Raw genomic sequence first — 17,468 nt, 5'->3', positions numbered from 1 at the left:
CGGGGGGAAAACCGCTCAAGCCGCTGTACCCTTGCGCTTCGTCAGACCCCGTGAGCCTTGAAGAAGGCCAGAGCGCGCGCCCAGCCGTCCTCCGCAGCCTCCTTGCGGTAGCTCGGCCGGTAATCCGCGTGGAAGCCGTGCGGCGCCTCCGGGAAGACGACGAGTTCCACGCTCTTGCCCGCCGCCTTGGCCGCGTCGCGCGCCGCCTCGACGGAGGCGACGGGGATGCCGGTATCGGCCCCGCCATAAAGCGCCAGCAGCGGCGCGTGGATCTCCCCAGCCACATCCCCGGCGGTGCGCGGCTGGATCGCCGTGCGCTCGCCGCCCACCGGGCCGTACCAGGCGACCGCCGCCTTCAGGTCGGTGCGGTGCGCGTCGTAGAGCCACACCGCCCGGCCACCCCGGCACCAGCCCATCACGCCGAGGCGTTGGCCATCGCCCTTGGCGGCGGAGGTCGCCCAGGCCACCGTGGCATCGAGATCGGCGATCCACTGCGCGTCCGGCGTCTTGGAGATCACCTCGGCGATGATCTGCTTGACGTCGGTCATCTTCGAGAGGTCGCCCTGGCGGGCGTAGAGTTCCGGCGCCACGGCGCAGTAGCCCGCCTTGGCGAGGCGGCGGCAGATGTCCTTGATGTAGTCGTGGACCCCGAAGATCTCCTCGACCACGAGGATCACCGGGAACGGCCCCTCCCCCTTCGGCACCGCCCGGTAAGCGGGCATCGGCCCGTCGCCGGCCGGGATCGCGACCTCGCCCGCCTCGATGCCCTCGGCATCGGTGTGGATCACCTGCGCCTCGACCCGCGTCGTCGCGAGGGTCAATCCGCTCATCAGGCTCGTCATCACGAAGCCCCGCCGCGAGAGCGGCGACGCGATGAGACCGTCGAGACCGGCATTGGCTTCGTCCCGCATAGCAACCCTCGGTTGTCCTCGTGAGGAAGGGCTAGCCGGCCCGGGGCGGTGCGGTCAAACCGAGGCCGCGCGGTCCTCGGCCGGCCGCTGGGCTTCGAGGGCCGCCGCCTGCCGGGCGCGCATCCGCGCCTGGAGATGACTGCGGCGGGCGGCGATGGCCGTGCCGTTGATCTCGCCGCCGAACAGGAACATCGCGGCGAGCCAGTAGAGGAAGACGAGGAACACCATCGCCGTCGCGAGGCCGCCATAGGTCGAGGCGTAGGCGTTGGAGAACCGCTCCAGATAGAAGCCGAAGCCGAGGCCGGCGAGGAACCACAGCAGCAGCGTCACCGCGATCCCCGGCAGGACCGAGACGATGGAGCGCCGCCCCGCCGCGACGAACTTGTGGGCGATGACCAGCACGAAGGCCAGCAGCATCGCCGTGACGGCGATGCGCACGATGGCGACGGTGAGCCCGAGGGGTTCGAGACCCGGCGCCACGAGGATCAGCCGGCTCCAGATCAGCGGCCCGAGGACCACGAGGAGGGCGAAGGCCAGGATCGCGAAGGCCCCACAGATCACGTAGCCGATGGATTCGAGGCGCGTGAGCCACCACGGGCGGCTCTCGCGCAGGCCGTAGGCGCGGTTCAGCCCGACCCGCAGGCTCTCGACCCCCGAGGAGGAGAAGTAGAGCGCGAACAGCGCGCCGAGGGTCAGCACGCCGCCGCGCTGCGTGGTGAGCACCCGGTGGACCTCGGCGACGATGGGCGAGGCGATCTCGCGCGGCCACGCCTCGAAGATCAACGTGCCCGCCTCGTCCGCGAGGGACGCCGTGCCGAACAGGCCCGCGAGAGCAGCGAGCAGAATCAGGAACGGGAACAGCGAGGTCAGGATCGAGAGCGCGATATGGCTCGCGATGGCCCAGCCGTCATGGGCGACGAATCGCTGGGCGGCGAGGCCGGCCAGCCCGAGACCTTTGCGAAGCCTGTCCAAGAATCCGGTCCGCTCCGTCGCCATGTCCGCGCGCCGTCGATGGCGGCGACGGGTGCCCCGCGTCAACGCCGCCCGCCGCAGCCGCGGCCTTTCGCGCCGGGGTGACGCCTTCCGGCAACGCAACGATGACGAATCGTGGTTGCCGGAATGTCGCGGCCATGCTTGGCCTTGTCCGTCCATCGCGTAGCCTGAACGAAGTTGAGCCCGTCGCGTCCCCCCACCCCCTCGCCGGTCGCGTCCGCCCTGGTGCCGGGCCTGTTCGTGCTGATCTGGTCGACGGGCTTCATCGTCGCGCGCGGATCGGTGCCCCATGCCGACCCGCTGGTCTTCACCGCCCTGCGCTTCAGCAGCGTGGCCCTCATCCTCGGCCTCATCGCCGTGGCGGTGGGGGCGCGGTTCCCGGCGGGGTGGACGGGCTGGCGCGGCCCCCTCGTCGCCGGCTTCCTGATGCAGGGGGTGTATCTCTCGGCCACCTTCGTCGCGATCAGCCACGGCCTGCCGGCCGGCATCGCCGCCCTGGTCGGCAGCCTTCAGCCGCTCCTCACGGCGTCCCTGGCCGGGCCGCTCCTCGGCGAACGTGTCAGCCGGCGCCGGGCGGCGGGCATCGCCGTGGGCTTCCTTGGCGCGGCGCTCGTGCTGGTGCCGAAGCTCGGGGCCACCGATGCGGCGGGGATCCCGCCCGGGGCGCTCGCCGTGTCGCTCGGCAGCGTCGTCGCCCTGACGCTCGGCACCCTCTGGCAGAAGCGCACGGGCGGGGGCGGCGACCTGCTCGCCAGCGCCGTGCTGCAATTCCTCGGCGGGACGGCCTGCGCCGTGCCCCTGGCCCTGGCCTTCGGCGGGCCCCGGTTCGACGCGGTCGGCCCCCTCTGGTTCAGCCTCGGCTGGGCGATCCTCGTGAACTCCGTCGCCGGGGTGCTGCTGTTCCTGTTCCTCATCCGGCGGGGCGCGGTGGCGGGCGTCGCCGCGCTGTTCTTCCTCGTGCCGCCGGTCTCGGCGGGGCTCGGCTACCTGCTGTTCGGTGAGACCCTGACGCTGGTGCAGATCGCCGGCATGGCCGTGGCGGCGGCGGGCGTCGCCGTGGCGAACAGGGGTTAGGCGCGACGTCGCGGAGCGCAACCGGATCGGCCTCCGCGACTTGATCGGCCGGGCGCAACGGCGCTCGCCAGGAGTGACGCCGCCATGCCCGGAACCGAGATCCGCCTCGCCCTCGACGCGATCCCGATGGGAGGCATGAAGGAAGGCGCGGCCGGGGACGACAAGGTGCTGTTCGTGCGCGACGCCTCCGGCGTGCGGGCGTTCCAGGCCAAGTGCCCGCATCTCGGAGCACCGCTCGCCAAGGGCGAGATCTGCGGCGGGCGGCTATACTGCCCCTGGCACAAGGCCGCCTTCGCCCTTGCGGACGGAAGCCTCGAAGAGCCGCCGGCCCTCGACTCCCTCACGCGCTATCCCGTGCGCATCGAAGGCGCGGAGGCGGTCGCGACCCTGACGCCGGAACCCGCGCCGACGAAGACGGTCGGCGCGCCCGTTGAGTCCGTGCTGATCGTCGGCTCGGGCGCCGCCGCCGTGGCCTGTGTGAAGACATTGCGCCGCGAGGGCTACGATGGCCGCATCACCATGGTCGGCCGCGAGGCGCATCCGCCCTACGACCGGACCAAGCTGTCGAAGCAGTTCCTTGCCAAGCCCACCCCACCGGAGAAGGTGCTGATCGAGCCCGATTTCGCGGAAAGCAACAAGGTCGAGCGCCTGACGGCGGATGTGACCGAGGTCGATCCCGCCGCCCGCGAGGTCCGGCTGAAGGATGGGCGGACGCTGAAGGCCGAGGCGATCCTCGTCGCCACCGGCAGCCGGGCGGCGATGCCGGACTTCCCCGGCAAGGACCTCGACGGCGTGTTCACCCTGCGCAGCCTCGACGACGCGCTCCGCGTGAGCGAGGCGGCGGGCAAGGGTAAGACTGTCGTGGTGGTGGGCGCCGGCTTCATCGGCATGGAGGCCGCCGCCTTCCTCACCAAGCGCGGCCTCGCCGTCACGGTGCTGGCCCGCGAGGAAGTGCCCTTCGCCAAGCGCTTCGGTGAGGCGGTGGGCGCCGCGCTCAGGCAGTATCACGCCGGCAACGGCGTCACCTTCGTGCAGGGCTCCGTCGCCGGAATCGCCGGCAACGGCCATGTCGAGGCCGTCGAGACGGAGGATGGGCGGCGCTTGCCGGCCGACATCGTCCTCGTGGGCGCGGGCGCAAAGCCGGAAGCGGACCTGATCGCCGGGATCGCGCCGGACGACAGCGGCGGCCTCACGGTCGGGGGCGACCTGAAGGTCGCCGACGGAGTCTGGATCGCGGGCGACATCGCCGCCTTCCCCGAGAAGGCGAGCGGGCAGACCGCGCGGATCGAACATTGGCGCCTCGCTCAGCAGCACGGGACGCATGTGGCCCACGCGATCCTCGGCCGGGGCGGCGACTTCACGGGCGCGCCGTTCTTCTGGAGCAATCAGGGCGACAAGCGGCTCGATTACGGCGGCTATGCCAAGGGCTTCGACCGGATCATCCTGCAGGGCGATCCGGCCACCCTCGACTTCATCGCCTATTACGTGACCGGCGACACCGTCACCGCCGCCTGCAGCATCGGCCGGAACGGCGCCTTCACCGCCTTCCTGCACCTGCTCGGGCTCGGGCGCCTGCCGAAGGCCGCCGAGATCGAGGCCGGCGCGGACCTTCCCGCCCTGGCGCGGGACGCCGCCTAGCCGGGCACTGCGTCAGCACGGCACGGAACGGGGCGGAGGGGTTCCCGCTTTCCCCTGCTTGCGCCATCGGGCGCCGTCGGGGATGCGCCATGAACCAGATCATCGTCGTCGCGCTCATCTGCGCGGCCTCCGTCCAGGGGCCGGATTGCTCGCGCGATACCGCCCTCGACGTCATCATCGGCCCGGCGCACACCCTGCAGGAATGCCTGATCCAGGGTCCGGTCCTCGCCGCCAGTTCGGGCTTCAAGGGCGAGGATGGCGCGTATGTGAAGACCCGTTGCGAAGTGAAGCGCTGAGTCGTTCTTGAACTTTGGTTCAAGCGTCCGGCAATGGAATCTATTTCGGCGTTGGCCCGGAAGCGTTTAGAAGGGTCGCCATAACAGACGCAAAACGCGAGAGAACGCCATGTCCGCTTCCCCCGCCATCCAGGCCGAACCCTTCGACACCGTCGCGGTGACGAAGGCCGCCGGCCAAGCCGCCAAGCGCCTCAGCGACGAGGCCATCCGTCGTGTCCGCGCCCGCGTCATCGGCGCCGACGGCAAGATCGACACCGCCAAGCTCGAAGCCCAGCAGCACGCCGCCCACGGCCTCGCGTGGCTCGCGACCTATGCCGAGGCCGTGCGCGAACTCGGCGACTATGCCGAGCGCCTGACGGAATCCGGCCAGTTCGGCGAGACCGAGGACCTCCTCGTGCGCATCGGCGCGGGCGAATATCTCGACCAGATGTTCTCGGCCATTCCGATGAGCCAGGGCGAGATGGTGCGCCCGGTCAGCTCCCTTGGCCTGTCGGCCAAGGAGGTCGCGGAGTTCCGCACTGAGGCCGTCGAGACCCTGATCGCCGAGGGCAACACCGCCGAGAACCGCGCCGCCCTCGTCCTGCGGATGCGCGACGGCAGCGGCAGCGCCACGGTGGGCGTCTCCGGCCTCGACGAGGACATGGAGGCGATCCGCTCCGAGATGCGCCGCTTCGGCAAGGCCGAGGTCGCCGACCACGCCCACGAGTGGCACCTGCAGAACGCCTACATCCCGATGTCGGTGGTCGAGAAGATGGCCGAACTCGGCGTGTTCGGCCTGACGATCCCCGAGGAATACGGCGGCATGGGCATGCCGAAGGCCGCGATGTGCGTGGTCTCGGAGGAACTGTCCCGCGTCTATATCGGCGTCGGCTCGCTCGGCACCCGCTCGGAGATCGCCGCCGAACTGATCCTGTGCGGCGGCACCGAGGAGCAGAAGCACCGCTTCCTGCCCAAGATCGCCAGCGGCGACATCCTGCCCACCGCCGTCTTCACCGAGCCGAATACCGGCTCCGACCTCGCCTCGCTGCGCACCCGCGCGGTGAAGGAGGGCGATACCTGGAAGATCACCGGCAACAAGACCTGGATCACCCATCCCGTCCGCGCCGACATCATGACCGTGCTGGTGCGCACGAAGCCGGAGGAGAAGGGCCACAGGGGTCTCTCCCTCCTCATCGCCGAGAAGCCGCGCGGCACCGACGAGGACCCCTTCCCCGTCGAGGGCCTGTCCGGCGGCGAGATCGAGGTGCTCGGCTACCGGGGCATGAAGGAATACGAGCTGGCCTTCGAGAACTTCGCCGTCCCGGCGGCGAACCTGCTTGGCGAGGTCGAGGGCAAGGGCTTCACCCAGCTCATGCAGACCTTCGAATCGGCCCGTATCCAGACCGCCGCCCGCGCCATCGGCGTCGCCCAGGCAGCGCTGGATGTCGGCCTGCGCTACGCCGAGGAGCGCGTGCAGTTCGGCAAGGCGCTGGTGAACTTCCCCCGCGTCTCCGACAAGCTCGCGATGATGGCGGTGGAGATCAATATCGCCCGGCAGCTCACCTACTTCTCCGCCCGGCGGAAGGACGAGGAGCGGCGCTGCGATCTCGAAGCCGGCATGGCCAAGCTGCTCGGCGCCCGCGTCGCCTGGGCGGCGGCGGACAACGCCCTGCAGATCCACGGCGGCAACGGCTTCGCCCTGGAATACCCGGTGAGCCGCATCCTCTGTGACGCCCGCATCCTCTCGATCTTCGAGGGCGCGGCCGAGATCCAGGCCCAGGTCATCGCCCGCCGCCTTCTCGACGCGGCGTAAGACGATGTCCGAAGGCCGGGCGGCGCCAAGCCGCCCGGCCTTTTTTTATTTCGTGATCTTCACGGACACCGGATCGCTCGACGGGAAGGTCTCTTCGAGGGCGTCGTCGAGACGCTCGTTCAGCTTCTCCTGCTTGTTTTCCGGGTTCTGCTTGTCGCCCGGCTTGGCGCTGTCCTGCTGGAAGCCGGCCTGATCGGGCTTGGTCTTGTCGTCGGCCATCGCGGTTTCCTTCGCATGGGGGATGCACCCAGTCGGGTGCGGGTGCCCATCAACGCGAGGCGCCGCTGGTGTTTCCGAAACCGGCACCGACTTTTCAGACACCCTCGCCCCCTCCTTCCGGTGATCGCCCTCGCAGGGAGGACGCAGCATCGTGCGCCCAGGCCGGCGCTGCGTCGCACAAACGGAACGCCTTCGCAGACTTCGACGCGAGGCTTTTGGCAGCGCTGCCACTAGACTTTGTCAACGGTTACGCTTGCAGTACATCGGACGATATGTGTAATCGCAACGCCTTGCTTCAGATCGGGCGACTATAGGCCCCTCGGCTCCTTCCGGCGGATTCAGTCCGGGCACGAACCGCGGGGGGCAAGGTCTATAGGCCGAAACCTATTACCGGCCTGCCCCCGCCCGACATCGGTGCGAATGGCAGGATAAGTTCTTCGATTAACCCGATTGACTTTTATTGCAGCGCAACATAGATCGATTCCGTCAACGGCGAACCGAGGGTTCGCGCCCGCTGTCATCCTGGCTGGAGACCCCCATGCAGACCCCGAATTTCGAGATCCCGAACGAGATGCGCGATTTCGCCGAGAAGAGCGTGGATCAGGCCCGCACCGCCGTCGGCACGATGATGGCCAACGCCATCAAGGCCAGCGAGCAGATGCAGACGGCCGGTCACACCTTCCAGTCGACGTTCACCGCCGCCGTCTCGAAGGGTTTCGACCACGCCCAGAACAACGCGAACGCCGCGTTCGACTACGCCCAGAAGCTGGTCCGCACCCGCGACATGCGCGAGGCCTTCGAGCTGCAGTCCGAGTTCGTCCGCAGCCAGTTCGCCACGCTTCAGTCGCAGGCGAAGGAGTTCGGCTCGCTGGCCCAGAACGCCGCGCGCTGATCGCCTGAGCCAAACGGCGCGTCCCCACCCCGGGGGCGCGCCCCACGCCGCCCGGCCCTCCTGAGCGCGATGCCGCCGAGGGCGCCTGCGACGAGGATCGCCCGCGATGTCCAAGCCGCGCCGACCGCGATACCAGAGACAGCACCCGACGCCGGCCCCGGCTGCCGCCGCAGCACCGGCTGTGGTCCAGGATGCTGGATTCCAGGAACCCGCCCCCGAGCGGGCTCCCCTCGACCCGCCCGCCGAGATCCTACCCGCGCCGGTTGTGGAAGCGGCCGCCGTGCCGGCCGCCGCCCTCGCGGCGACATCGCCCCGTCTGCTGAACGCGGAAACCTTCGGCACCACGGTGATGAACTACGTCATCGGTGAGGGCGAGGCTTTCGCGGCGCATCTGCGCGCCCTCGCAGGCGCCCGCTCCATGGCCGAAGTCGTCCGCCTGCAGATCGGCGAGTTCCAGCGCGCCGCCGACTCGACCCTGACCTGCTGGGGCATGCTGACGGTCTCGGCGAGCCGGTCGTTCACCGCCCGCTGATGCTCGCACCGCGCGAGAGCGGCGTGGCAAGCACAACTTAGAGTGCGTTTCCCCTGTCGCTTCGCGGCAACATCCGCGCCCCGAACGAACCTGTGATGGAAAGCATCGGTTAACCATCGCGCTCCTATTGCCTATCGAGGCGCATGGGAAACGACATGGTCCGATGCTTGGCCGCGCGTATTTGATCCGCTCCGTATTCCTCGGCCTGGCCGCCGTCCTGGCCCTGGCCGTGCCCCTGCGCGCTCAGGACAGCGAGCGCGGGTCGGCCATCGCCATCGGCGCCGACCTGTCGAGCCAGGGCAACCAAAGCAAGCTCACCCTCACCCTGTCGCGGCCGGTCGATGCCCGCGCCTTCGTGATGGAGCGGCCCGACCGCGTGGTGATCGACCTGCCCGAGGTCAACTTCCAATTGGATTCTGATTCCGGCCGTCGGCGCGACGGCGTGGTGCAATCCTTCCGCTACGGCCTGTTCGCCCCGGGCCGCTCGCGCATCGTCATCGACCTTGCCGCCCCCGCCACCGTGGGCCGGATCGACACCGTCACCCGCCCCCGCGACGGGGCGGTTCTCATGACGATCCCGCTGCAGAAGGTGGATCGCGACGCGTTCCGCAAGGCGGCCGCCTCCGCCGATCCCCGGCCCGCCCCGGCCCCCTCGGCGGCCGCGACGACCACCGATCCGCGCCCGCTCATCGTCATCGATGCCGGGCATGGCGGCACCGATCCCGGCGCCATCGCCACGACGGGCGTGTTCGAGAAGGACATCGTCTTCGGCTTCGCGCAGGATCTGGCGGGCAAGCTGAACGCCGCCGGCCGCTACCGGGTGCAGATGACCCGTGATCGCGACGTGTTCGTGCCCCTCAACGAGCGCGTGCGCATCGCCCGCGAGGCCAAGGCCGACCTGTTCATCTCGATCCACGCCGATTCGATCTCGTCGGCGCCGCAGGTCCGCGGGGCGACGATCTACACCGGCTCCGAGAAGGCGACCGACGCCGAATCAGCCAAGCTCGCCGAGCGAGAGAACCGCGCCGATGCCGCCGCCGGCGCAGAAGCCGCCGAGGCCGCGCCGGACATCGCCGACATCCTGCAGGAACTCACCCTGCGCGAGACGCGCGGCTTTTCGTCGGGCTTCGCGCGCAACCTCATGGGGCAGCTCGGCCCCGTGATGGAGATGAGCACCAAGCCCCACCGGGAGGCCCGCTTCGTGGTGCTGCGCTCCCCCGACGTGCCGAGCGTGCTGGTGGAACTCGGCTACCTGTCGAGCAAGCGCGATCTGGAGAAGCTGCAGGACCCCGAATGGCGCGCCGGGGTCACGGGATCGATGGCCAAGGCCGTCGATCAATTCTTTGCAACCCGCACGAGTATCGGTAAGCCGGGCACCGGGACGCGCCGGTCGGCCGCCATCGCCCCAGTTTCACCATAGATACGGTGTGGATACGGGGCGTTCGGATGCCCCGGCACGCGAGGTTGCAAAGCGGCTCCTCGCGGGGCTCCTGAGGGCAGCGTCCGGGAGCCGATTGCGCCGAGAATCGGTGCATCTCCGGGCTGGCGGCGAGCGGAAAACCGGATGCGTCTGATCCTTCGTTTCTTCGGGATTCTGTTCAGTGCCGGCGCGGTGCTGTTCTGCGTCGGTGCCGTGGTGGCCGGCTACTTCTACTGGAAGTACAGCCAGGACCTGCCCGACCACGCCGCGCTCGCGAACTACGAGCCCCCGGTGATGACCCGCGTTCACGCGGCGGACGGCTCGCTGCTGGCCGAATATGCCCGCGAGCGCCGGTTGTACCTGCCGATCCAGGCCATGCCGAAGATCGTCGTTGCGGCCTTCCTCTCGGCCGAGGACAAGAACTTCTACAAGCACGGCGGCATCGATCCCGAGGGCATCGTCCGCGCGATCCTGACCAACGCCAAGAGCGGCAAGAAGCAGGGCGCCTCCACCATCACGCAGCAGGTGGCCAAGAACTTCCTGCTCTCCTCGGAACAGACCTACGACCGCAAGATCAAGGAGGCCCTCGTCGCCCTGCGCATCGAGGCCGCCTACTCGAAGGACAAGATCCTCGAGCTCTACCTGAACGAGATCTTCCTCGGCACCATCGTGCCGGGCCGGAACCTGCACGGCGTCGCCGCCGCCGCGCTCGATTATTTCGGCAAGTCCGTCCACGAGTTGACGATCAACGAGGCGGCCTATCTCGCCGCGCTGCCGAAGGGGCCGAACAACTACCACCCCTACCGCAAGACCCAGGCGGCGCTGGACCGGCGCAACGAGATCATCCGCCTGATGCGGGAGAACGGCTACATCACCCGCGAGGAGGAGGAGAGCGCCAAGAAGCAGCCGCTCGGCGTGAACCCCCGCGTGGCCTTCCCGAACGGCTCCATCGCCAACTACTTCACCGAAGAGGTCCGCCGCGAGATCTCCGAGCGCTACGGCGAGAAGAAGCTCTACGAGGGCGGCCTCTCCGTGCGCACCACCCTCGATCCGAAGATGCAGGCCTGGGCGCGCAAGGCCCTGGTGGACGGCCTCGTGCGCTACGATCAGGCGCATGGCTGGCACGGCCCGGCAAACCACGTCGACCTGACCGGGCGCGATTGGGGGCAGGCCGCCTCCGAGGTGCCGGCGCTGGGCGACGTCGCCCCCTGGCGCCTCGCCGTGGTGCTGGGCTCCGGCGCGAGCGGCATCCAGGTGGGGCTCCAGCCCCGTCGCGAGGCCTCCGGCCAGATCTCCAAGGACCGCGAGACCGGCGTGATCACCCCCGAGGGGATGCGCTGGGCCGGGCGCCCGAACCTGCGGCCGGGCGACATGGTCTATGTCGAGGCCATGGATGGCGGGCGCAACCAGTACCGCCTGCGCCAGCGGCCGGAGGTTTCCGGCGGCATCGTCGCCATGGACCCGAACACCGGCCGCGTGCACGCGATGGTCGGCGGCTTCTCCTACGACGAATCCGAGTTCAACCGCGCCACCCAGGCGATGCGCCAGCCCGGTTCGTCGTTCAAGCCGATCGTCTATTCGGCGGCGCTCGACAACGGCTACACCCCCTCCTCCATCGTGCTCGACACGCCGATCACCATCGAGGCCGGGCCCGGCCAGGAGGCGTGGACGCCCTCGAACTACGACGGCAAGTCCGGTGGCCCGCACACGCTGCGCTACGGGATCGAGCACTCGAAGAACCTGATGACGGTGCGGCTGGCCAAGGATGTCGGCATGCCGCTCATCGCGGAGTATGCCCGCCGCTTCGGCGTCTACGACGATCTGCTGCCGGTGCTGCCGATGTCGCTCGGCGCGGGTGAGACGACGGTGATGCGCATGGTCACCGCCTATTCGATGCTCGCCAATGGCGGGCGCCGCATCCGCCCGACGCTCATCGACCGGATCCAGGACCGGATCGGCGAAACGATCTACCGGCACGACAACCGCAAATGCGTCGGCTGCGACGCGGAGAAGTGGTCCGGCCAGGACGAGCCGAAGCTGGTGGACGACTCCGAGCAGGTGCTCGATCCGCTCACCGCCTACCAGATGGTCTCGATCATGGAGGGCGTCGTCCAGCGCGGCACGGCCACGATCCTGAAGCAAATCGGCAAGCCGCTCGCCGGCAAGACCGGCACCACCAACGACGCGAAGGACGCGTGGTTCGTGGGCTTCTCCCCCGACCTCGCGGTGGGCATCTATATCGGCTTCGACAAGCCGCGCTCGCTGGGCGACCGGGCGACCGGCGGCGGCCTCGCGGCCCCCATCGCCCTCGACTTCCTGAAGCAGGCGCTGAAGGACAAGCCGCCGACGCCGTTCCGCGTGCCGCCGGGCATCAAGCTGATCCGCGTCAACCTCGCCTCCGGCACCCGCGCCGGCTCGGGCGAAGGGGCGGGCACGATCCTGGAGGCGTTCAAGCCGGGCACCGCCCCGCCGGACGCCTACGTCGCCCCGGCCAGCAGCGCCCCCGCCGCCGCGCCGAACGCCGACGCGGCCGCCCAGGCCGGTGGGGTGTACTGAGCCGCAATCGTCCCGAAACCACGCGTCGCTCGCCTGAGCGCGCGTGGTCGCGGTTCGTCAGTCTTCAAAGTCGATCATACCGCTAGCCGCTCGAGAAACCGGTCACGTTCACTCCACACGATAGGAGTGATGCCGTAAGCCAAAAGTGCAACGGTCACGCTGGATGAGACAGACTTTTCGTTATCGTTTAGAAATGCGAATGGCTCGGAATTTTCGGGCCTTACCGCCCGTGTATCGAGCCAAGCAAAAATGAGATTCCGCGCAGCGGACGTACTTGGATTATTGATTGCTCGTATAATCCGCTCCGGAGCGACTTTCGATTTCGGAATAACGAAATCGAACATGAAATCGAAGCCGCTCTTTCCGGAGAACTTAATTCGTGGTGTGTAGCGAATATCGGCGCCCTCCATCCATGCAGAAACGTCTTCCAAGAATAGCGACTCCACAGTGGCGGACGCGAGGAAGAACATGTCTTGTACAGAGAGGACAGCTTGTATTAGGTTGTGCTTACGAATTGGAAAGTCCTCACGGCTCGCAAGCACACGGAACTCCCCTTCACTATGCTCGACGCCAAACCCGTTGAGGATGGAGCGGAGAATTTCCTGACGCCGAGGACTATCAATCAAGCAGCCGGAATGCTCAAGATCCATCAGGGTCTCGCCACCGTCGGTTATAACGAAACCCCTAAGGGTCTTTTTAGCATATATTTGAATATAATCATTATGACGATCGAGATAAGGCGTAGTGATTTCGGTCCATTCGCCTAGGACTTTGGTCGCGGACTTGTCCCGAAGCCACTTGTAATAGCCGACTATGAGATCATCGATTTCACTCATGTGAATAATCCGCGATCGAAAGCCGGCTCCTCGACAATCCTGCAAAAGCGCATGAAATCAAGTAGCGTTTGCCAGTGATCAGACGGATCACTGAATTGATTGGCGGGCACGGGATATGCCCATCGATCCCCGTACCCTTCACGGTATAAATGGATATGGGGACAAGGAATTTCCTGATCGTCGGGGTTGCGGTGCGGTGCCCCACCAACATCAATCCGCGCCAGCACAAAGGTAACGCGGGCGCGATGCTGAAACTTGCCTTTGGTCAGTTTAATGCGACTTCGACTGATATCGAGTTGAAAGCTTTCCGTCCCGTTCAGCGATGTAAGCGGAACGGAAATTCCGCCGCCCAGGTCTGGCAAGCACCACCGCTTGTTGTCCATACGCCGCTTGTCCATCACAAGAAGTGCATCGGCCTCGGACTGAGACAGCGCGACCGTCATTCTCTCACTTTCGTAGGTGGTGTTAGCGCACTCTGCCGAACCATCGAAGGGTTGGCCTTCTAGATCGATTTTTCTTTCGCTTCATCGTCAAGCATCTCAAGGATACGTGCAAGAAGGAAGCGCGATCGAGCCCTCAGCGCGTGCCGAGGCTTTCGTGACGCAGCAGCATTTAAGGTCCTGCGAAGCATCGCAATGCGGCGTGCACTATCGTTAGGTTCTTGTTCAGAGCCCATCGGTCGCTCCCGAAGGCCCGTGTCTGCGGTGCGCCCCCGCTGACGAGCCTTGGCCATCCCATAGTCGGGGAGTTGGAAAACCGTCGATGATCGGTCCCTACGACCTTTAGCACCGGAGCGCCTGGACATGCGTCGCAGGCTCCCCGACCGCATGGTCAAGGAAGATGGCGCCGCATCGGCCGGCGCCAAACCGTCATCGAAGGGGTTTCCACGCCCCAGGGCGGCGCGTACCGCCCCGCCGGAATTGAAGCCGATTGGGGCGGTTCAGGTCAAGAACAACGGAGACTTATCCCATCCTCGGAAAGCGCTTCGAGCCGTTTCTCGACCGCGTGCCACCGAATTGAGGTCGTGTTTCGCCTCAGAAGAACGCCTGTAGCCCCGTCTGCGCCCGTCCGAGGATCAGGGCGTGGACGTCGTGGGTGCCCTCGTAGGTGTTCACCGTCTCGAGGTTCTGGGCGTGCCGCATCACGTGGTACTCGCCCATGATGCCGTTGCCGCCGTGCATGTCGCGGGCGACGCGGGCGATATCGAGCGCCTTGCCGCAATTATTGCGCTTGATCAGGCTGATCATCTCCGGCGCCATCTTGTGCTCGTCCATCAGGCGCCCGACCCGCAGCGAGGCCTGGAGGCCCAGCGTGATCTCGGTCTGCATGTCGGCGAGCTTCTTCTGGACGAGCTGCGTCTGCGCCAGGGGGCGGCCGAACTGCTTGCGCTCCAGCGTGTAGTCCCGCGCCCGGCGCCAGCAATCCTCCGCCGCGCCCATGACGCCCCAGGAGATGCCGTAGCGCGCCCGGTTGAGGCAGCCGAACGGTCCCTTCAGGCCTGAGACGTTCGGCAGAAGCGCGTCCTCCCCGACCTCCACATCCTCCATGACAATCTCGCCCGTGGTGGAGGCGCGCAGGGAGAGCTTGCCCTTGATGGTCGGCGCGGACAGGCCCTTCATCCCCTTTTCGAGAATGAAGCCGCGGATCGCGTCGTCGTGCTCCTCGGACTTCGCCCAGACAACGAACACGTCCGCGAAGGGCGCATTCGAGATCCACATCTTGGCGCCGGAGATCCGGTACCCGTCGGCGGTCTTCACCGCCTTGGTCTTCATGCCCGCCGGGTCCGAACCCGCATCCGGCTCGGTGAGGCCGAAGCAGCCGATCCACTCGCCCGAGGCGAGTTTCGGCAGGAACTTCCGGCGCTGCTCCTCCGAGCCGTAGGTGAAGATCGGGTACATCACGAGGGAGGATTGGACGCTCATCATCGAGCGGTAGCCGGAATCGACCGCTTCCACCGCCCGCGCCACCAGCCCGTAGGCGACGTAGCTCGCGCCCGCGCAGCCATACTCCTCCGGCAAGGTCACTCCGAGGAGGCCGCGCTCGCCCATCTCCCGGAACAGGCCGGAATCGGTCTTCTCGTTCGCATAGGCTTCGACGATGCCGGGCAGCAGCCGCTCGCGGGCGAAATCCTGCGCGGCGTCGCGGATGGCGCGCTCGTCCTCGGTCAGTTGCTCGTCGAGCAGGAACGGGTCGTCCCAGACGAAACGCGCGGAGGGCGGGGCGGAGGGGGAGGCGCTGCCCGGGGGGCGCATCGGGGCGTTCATGGGTTCCTCGCAGGGTCGCGCGGGTCTCGTGGCCCGCTGTCGTGGAACCAACCTAAACCCATGCCGGCCCGCTTCCAACGCGACGGGTGACGCGTCGCCTGTCCCGTCAGGCCTTGCCGAGGACGGTGAGCCAGAAGAGCGCCGAGAGCGGCGCCATCAGCGTCGAAACCAGCACCGAGGCGGCGATCATGCCCATCTCGGTCTTGTAGCGCGCGGCCATCAGGTAGGCGTTGATGCCCACCGGCATGGCGGCGAACAGCACCGCCACCCCCGCATAGGCAGGCGGCATCGAGAAGACGTGGAAGGCGAGCAGCCAGACCGCGAGGGGATGCAGGATGTTCTTGAGCAGCGCGATGACCACCGCGCCCTTCAGATCGAACAGCACCTTGTACCGCTTCAGCCCCGCCCCGAGGGCGACGAGGGCGCAGGTGGAGGCCGTGCCGGCGAAGGAATCGATCAGCGCCTTGGGGATGCCCGAGGGCGTGATGCCCGTCCCCTTCAGCACCATGCCGACGATCAGGGCGACGAAGATCGGGTTCTTCAGCAGCACCAGGGCAAGGCCCCGCAGGCGCGCAAGGATCGGCTTGTCGGAATCCGATTCGATGAGGAACGTGGCGCTGCCCATCATCAGCGGCAGGTGGACGGCGAGCAGCATGAACAGCGGGAAGGCCCCCTCCTCGCCATAGGCCTGCAGAATCATCGGCACGCCGACGAACACCGTGTTCGACTGGCTCGCCGCGAAGCCGTGCAGGATCGCGCCCCGGCGCTCCACGCCGGCCCGTCGCTTGGCGATGAGCGTGCCCGTCAGCCACGACAGCGCCGCGCCGCCGAAATACGACACCCAGTACGACCACGCGATCTCGCCGCTCATTCCCGGCCGGGTCAACGTGGCGACGATCAGCGCGGGCACCGCGACCGCGAAGACGTATTCTGAGAGCCCGTCGCTCACCTTGTCGGAAATCAGCCCCGTCAGCGCGGCGCCCCAGCCGATCAGGACGATCCCGAAGATCGGAGCGATGATGGTGAGGGCGTTCACGGATCCGGCAATCTGCGCAGGCTCGACAGCGAGCTTTGCCGGCGCATAGCACGGCGATGCGCCGCGCAGACCTTCGAAGAACGCAGGGTAGACTTCGCAGTACAACCTGCAGGGCCCTTGACCGCTCTTCGGCACCGGCCCCATATTTCCGGAGCGGCCCGAGGCGGCTTCCGCCGCCCCGGACCTTCTTGTCGGTAGTTACCCGAGCTTAACGCGGAGGATCAGGCTCCAGCTGGTCCTCCGCACTCGTTTCACCACCACAAGAACGCTGATCCGTGGCAGGAACCACATCTCGGCGTCTCCGAATGACCGAGCGATGCCGTCGCCCGCAGGCACCCGGCGGCTCACCGGGTACGGGATCTGGCCATCCTGGCGTTTCCGCACGATCACGCGAATTGCTTTGCATATGAATGTAATCTGCTCAAGGGATTGAGGCCCTAGAGCAGAGAGTTCTTGAGTATTTTCAATTCTACGTTTGTCGTTTTTCTGGAAATACTCTTGGCGGTTGTTTGCGCCAGCCCTACTTCTTCTCGAGCACCTTCAGCGGGTCCGTCCGCTGGCTCGCGCTCGGCTCCTTGGTGAGGTTCTGCCCGTCCTGGCCCTCGACGCCGGCCGACTTGGCCGTGCCCTTCCCGCCGACGCCGATGTCGCCGGTATTCTGGCCCGGCACCACGCCCGTCGCGAGTTCGAGGCAGGTGATCATCTCGACATAGGACGGGTAGCCGCCGGCCTTGAACTGCGCCTCGCATTGCCGCTTCGCGGCCGGGGCGTAGGAACTCCAATGCTTCTCGGCCTGGCTCTTGGCGTCCTTCTCGGAGCGCAGGCAGCCCTCGTAGCTCGCCTTGTCGTTGACGCCGGGATCCGCGACCTGGGACGACCGGCAGGTCTTCTCCACGTCGAGGTCGGGCACCGTGTCGGCCTGGGCGTGGGAGGCGAAGCCCAGGAGCAGGAACGCGGCGGGGAGAAGCGGTCTCATCGGAGGTCTCGCGGGCTGAAGGCGCCGGGCGCC

At 67.4% G+C, this 17,468-nt stretch carries 16 protein-coding genes; 8 read left to right on the top strand and 8 right to left on the bottom strand.

The window, feature by feature from the left end:
* Positions 1-41: 41 nt before the first annotated feature.
* Together AAHF99_RS04150 and AAHF99_RS04145 are read right to left on the bottom strand one after the other, a co-directional pair.
* Positions 42-911 (bottom strand): dienelactone hydrolase family protein, encoded by an 870-nt coding sequence (locus AAHF99_RS04150; RefSeq protein WP_342162783.1) that lies wholly within the window; start codon positions 909-911, stop codon positions 42-44.
* A 54-nt stretch (positions 912-965) separates the two neighbouring features.
* Positions 966-1,883 (bottom strand): YihY/virulence factor BrkB family protein, encoded by a 918-nt coding sequence (locus AAHF99_RS04145; protein WP_342162782.1) that lies wholly within the window; start codon positions 1,881-1,883, stop codon positions 966-968.
* A 198-nt stretch (positions 1,884-2,081) separates the two neighbouring features.
* On the opposite strand from AAHF99_RS04145, the gene AAHF99_RS04140 reads away from it, so the two are divergent.
* The 4 genes from AAHF99_RS04140 (at position 2,082) to AAHF99_RS04125 (ending at position 6,704) form a co-directional block, all read left to right on the top strand.
* Positions 2,082-2,978, top strand: a complete 897-nt coding sequence (locus AAHF99_RS04140) for a DMT family transporter (RefSeq protein ID WP_342162781.1) — start codon at positions 2,082-2,084, stop codon at positions 2,976-2,978.
* Between the two features lie 84 nt (positions 2,979-3,062).
* A complete protein-coding gene (locus AAHF99_RS04135; protein WP_342162780.1) occupies positions 3,063-4,616 on the top strand; it encodes an FAD-dependent oxidoreductase in 1,554 nt (517 codons plus the stop codon).
* 89 nt (positions 4,617-4,705) lie between these two features.
* The gene (locus AAHF99_RS04130) at positions 4,706-4,912 is read left to right on the top strand and encodes a hypothetical protein (protein WP_342162779.1); all 207 of its coding nucleotides are present in this window, start codon (positions 4,706-4,708) and stop codon (positions 4,910-4,912) included.
* Positions 4,913-5,021: 109 nt separating this feature from the next.
* Positions 5,022-6,704, top strand: coding sequence for an acyl-CoA dehydrogenase family protein (locus tag AAHF99_RS04125; protein WP_342162778.1), 1,683 nt, complete (start codon positions 5,022-5,024; stop codon positions 6,702-6,704).
* 45 nt (positions 6,705-6,749) lie between these two features.
* Here AAHF99_RS04125 and AAHF99_RS04120 read toward each other — a convergent pair whose 3' ends face one another.
* Positions 6,750-6,923, bottom strand: a complete 174-nt coding sequence (locus tag AAHF99_RS04120) for a hypothetical protein (protein WP_342162777.1) — start codon at positions 6,921-6,923, stop codon at positions 6,750-6,752.
* A 538-nt stretch (positions 6,924-7,461) separates the two neighbouring features.
* Between AAHF99_RS04120 and AAHF99_RS04115 the strand changes: the two genes are divergently transcribed.
* The 4 genes from AAHF99_RS04115 to AAHF99_RS04100 all read left to right on the top strand — a co-directional run bounded on the left by AAHF99_RS04115 (position 7,462) and on the right by AAHF99_RS04100 (position 12,323).
* A complete protein-coding gene (locus AAHF99_RS04115; protein WP_243958644.1) occupies positions 7,462-7,815 on the top strand; it encodes a phasin in 354 nt (117 codons plus the stop codon).
* A 181-nt stretch (positions 7,816-7,996) separates the two neighbouring features.
* Positions 7,997-8,347 (top strand): hypothetical protein, encoded by a 351-nt coding sequence (locus AAHF99_RS04110; RefSeq protein ID WP_342162776.1) that lies wholly within the window; start codon positions 7,997-7,999, stop codon positions 8,345-8,347.
* Positions 8,348-8,510: 163 nt separating this feature from the next.
* A complete protein-coding gene (locus tag AAHF99_RS04105; RefSeq protein ID WP_342162775.1) occupies positions 8,511-9,767 on the top strand; it encodes an N-acetylmuramoyl-L-alanine amidase in 1,257 nt (418 codons plus the stop codon).
* Positions 9,768-9,911: 144 nt separating this feature from the next.
* Entirely contained in the window at positions 9,912-12,323 is a 2,412-nt protein-coding gene (locus AAHF99_RS04100; protein WP_342162774.1) for a penicillin-binding protein 1A, read from the top strand.
* A 74-nt stretch (positions 12,324-12,397) separates the two neighbouring features.
* Here AAHF99_RS04100 and AAHF99_RS04095 read toward each other — a convergent pair whose 3' ends face one another.
* The 5 genes from AAHF99_RS04095 to AAHF99_RS04075 form a co-directional block, all read right to left on the bottom strand.
* Positions 12,398-13,159 carry a DUF1829 domain-containing protein gene (locus AAHF99_RS04095; protein WP_342162773.1) on the bottom strand — a complete coding sequence of 254 codons (762 nt, stop codon included), beginning with the start codon at positions 13,157-13,159 and terminating at the stop codon, positions 12,398-12,400.
* Positions 13,156-13,602: a DUF6978 family protein gene (locus AAHF99_RS04090; RefSeq protein WP_342162772.1), complete on the bottom strand. Its 447-nt coding sequence runs from the start codon at positions 13,600-13,602 to the stop codon at positions 13,156-13,158. The genes AAHF99_RS04095 and AAHF99_RS04090 overlap by 4 nt, the downstream gene beginning before the upstream one ends.
* A gap of 591 nt (positions 13,603-14,193) precedes the next feature.
* Entirely contained in the window at positions 14,194-15,423 is a 1,230-nt protein-coding gene (locus AAHF99_RS04085) for an acyl-CoA dehydrogenase (RefSeq protein ID WP_342162771.1), read from the bottom strand.
* Positions 15,424-15,529: 106 nt separating this feature from the next.
* Complete coding sequence (locus tag AAHF99_RS04080) at positions 15,530-16,459, bottom strand: AEC family transporter (RefSeq protein WP_342162770.1); 930 nt, start codon at positions 16,457-16,459, stop codon at positions 15,530-15,532.
* Positions 16,460-16,979: 520 nt separating this feature from the next.
* Positions 16,980-17,435, bottom strand: a complete 456-nt coding sequence (locus tag AAHF99_RS04075; protein WP_342162769.1) for a hypothetical protein — start codon at positions 17,433-17,435, stop codon at positions 16,980-16,982.
* Positions 17,436-17,468 lie beyond the last annotated feature (33 nt).

This window comes from Methylobacterium litchii (assembly GCF_038442315.1).
In the GTDB taxonomy this organism is placed as follows: domain Bacteria; phylum Pseudomonadota; class Alphaproteobacteria; order Rhizobiales; family Beijerinckiaceae; genus Methylobacterium; species Methylobacterium litchii.
Note: the sequence above shows the minus strand (reverse complement) of the source record. Positions and strands in the feature narration are given on the sequence as shown.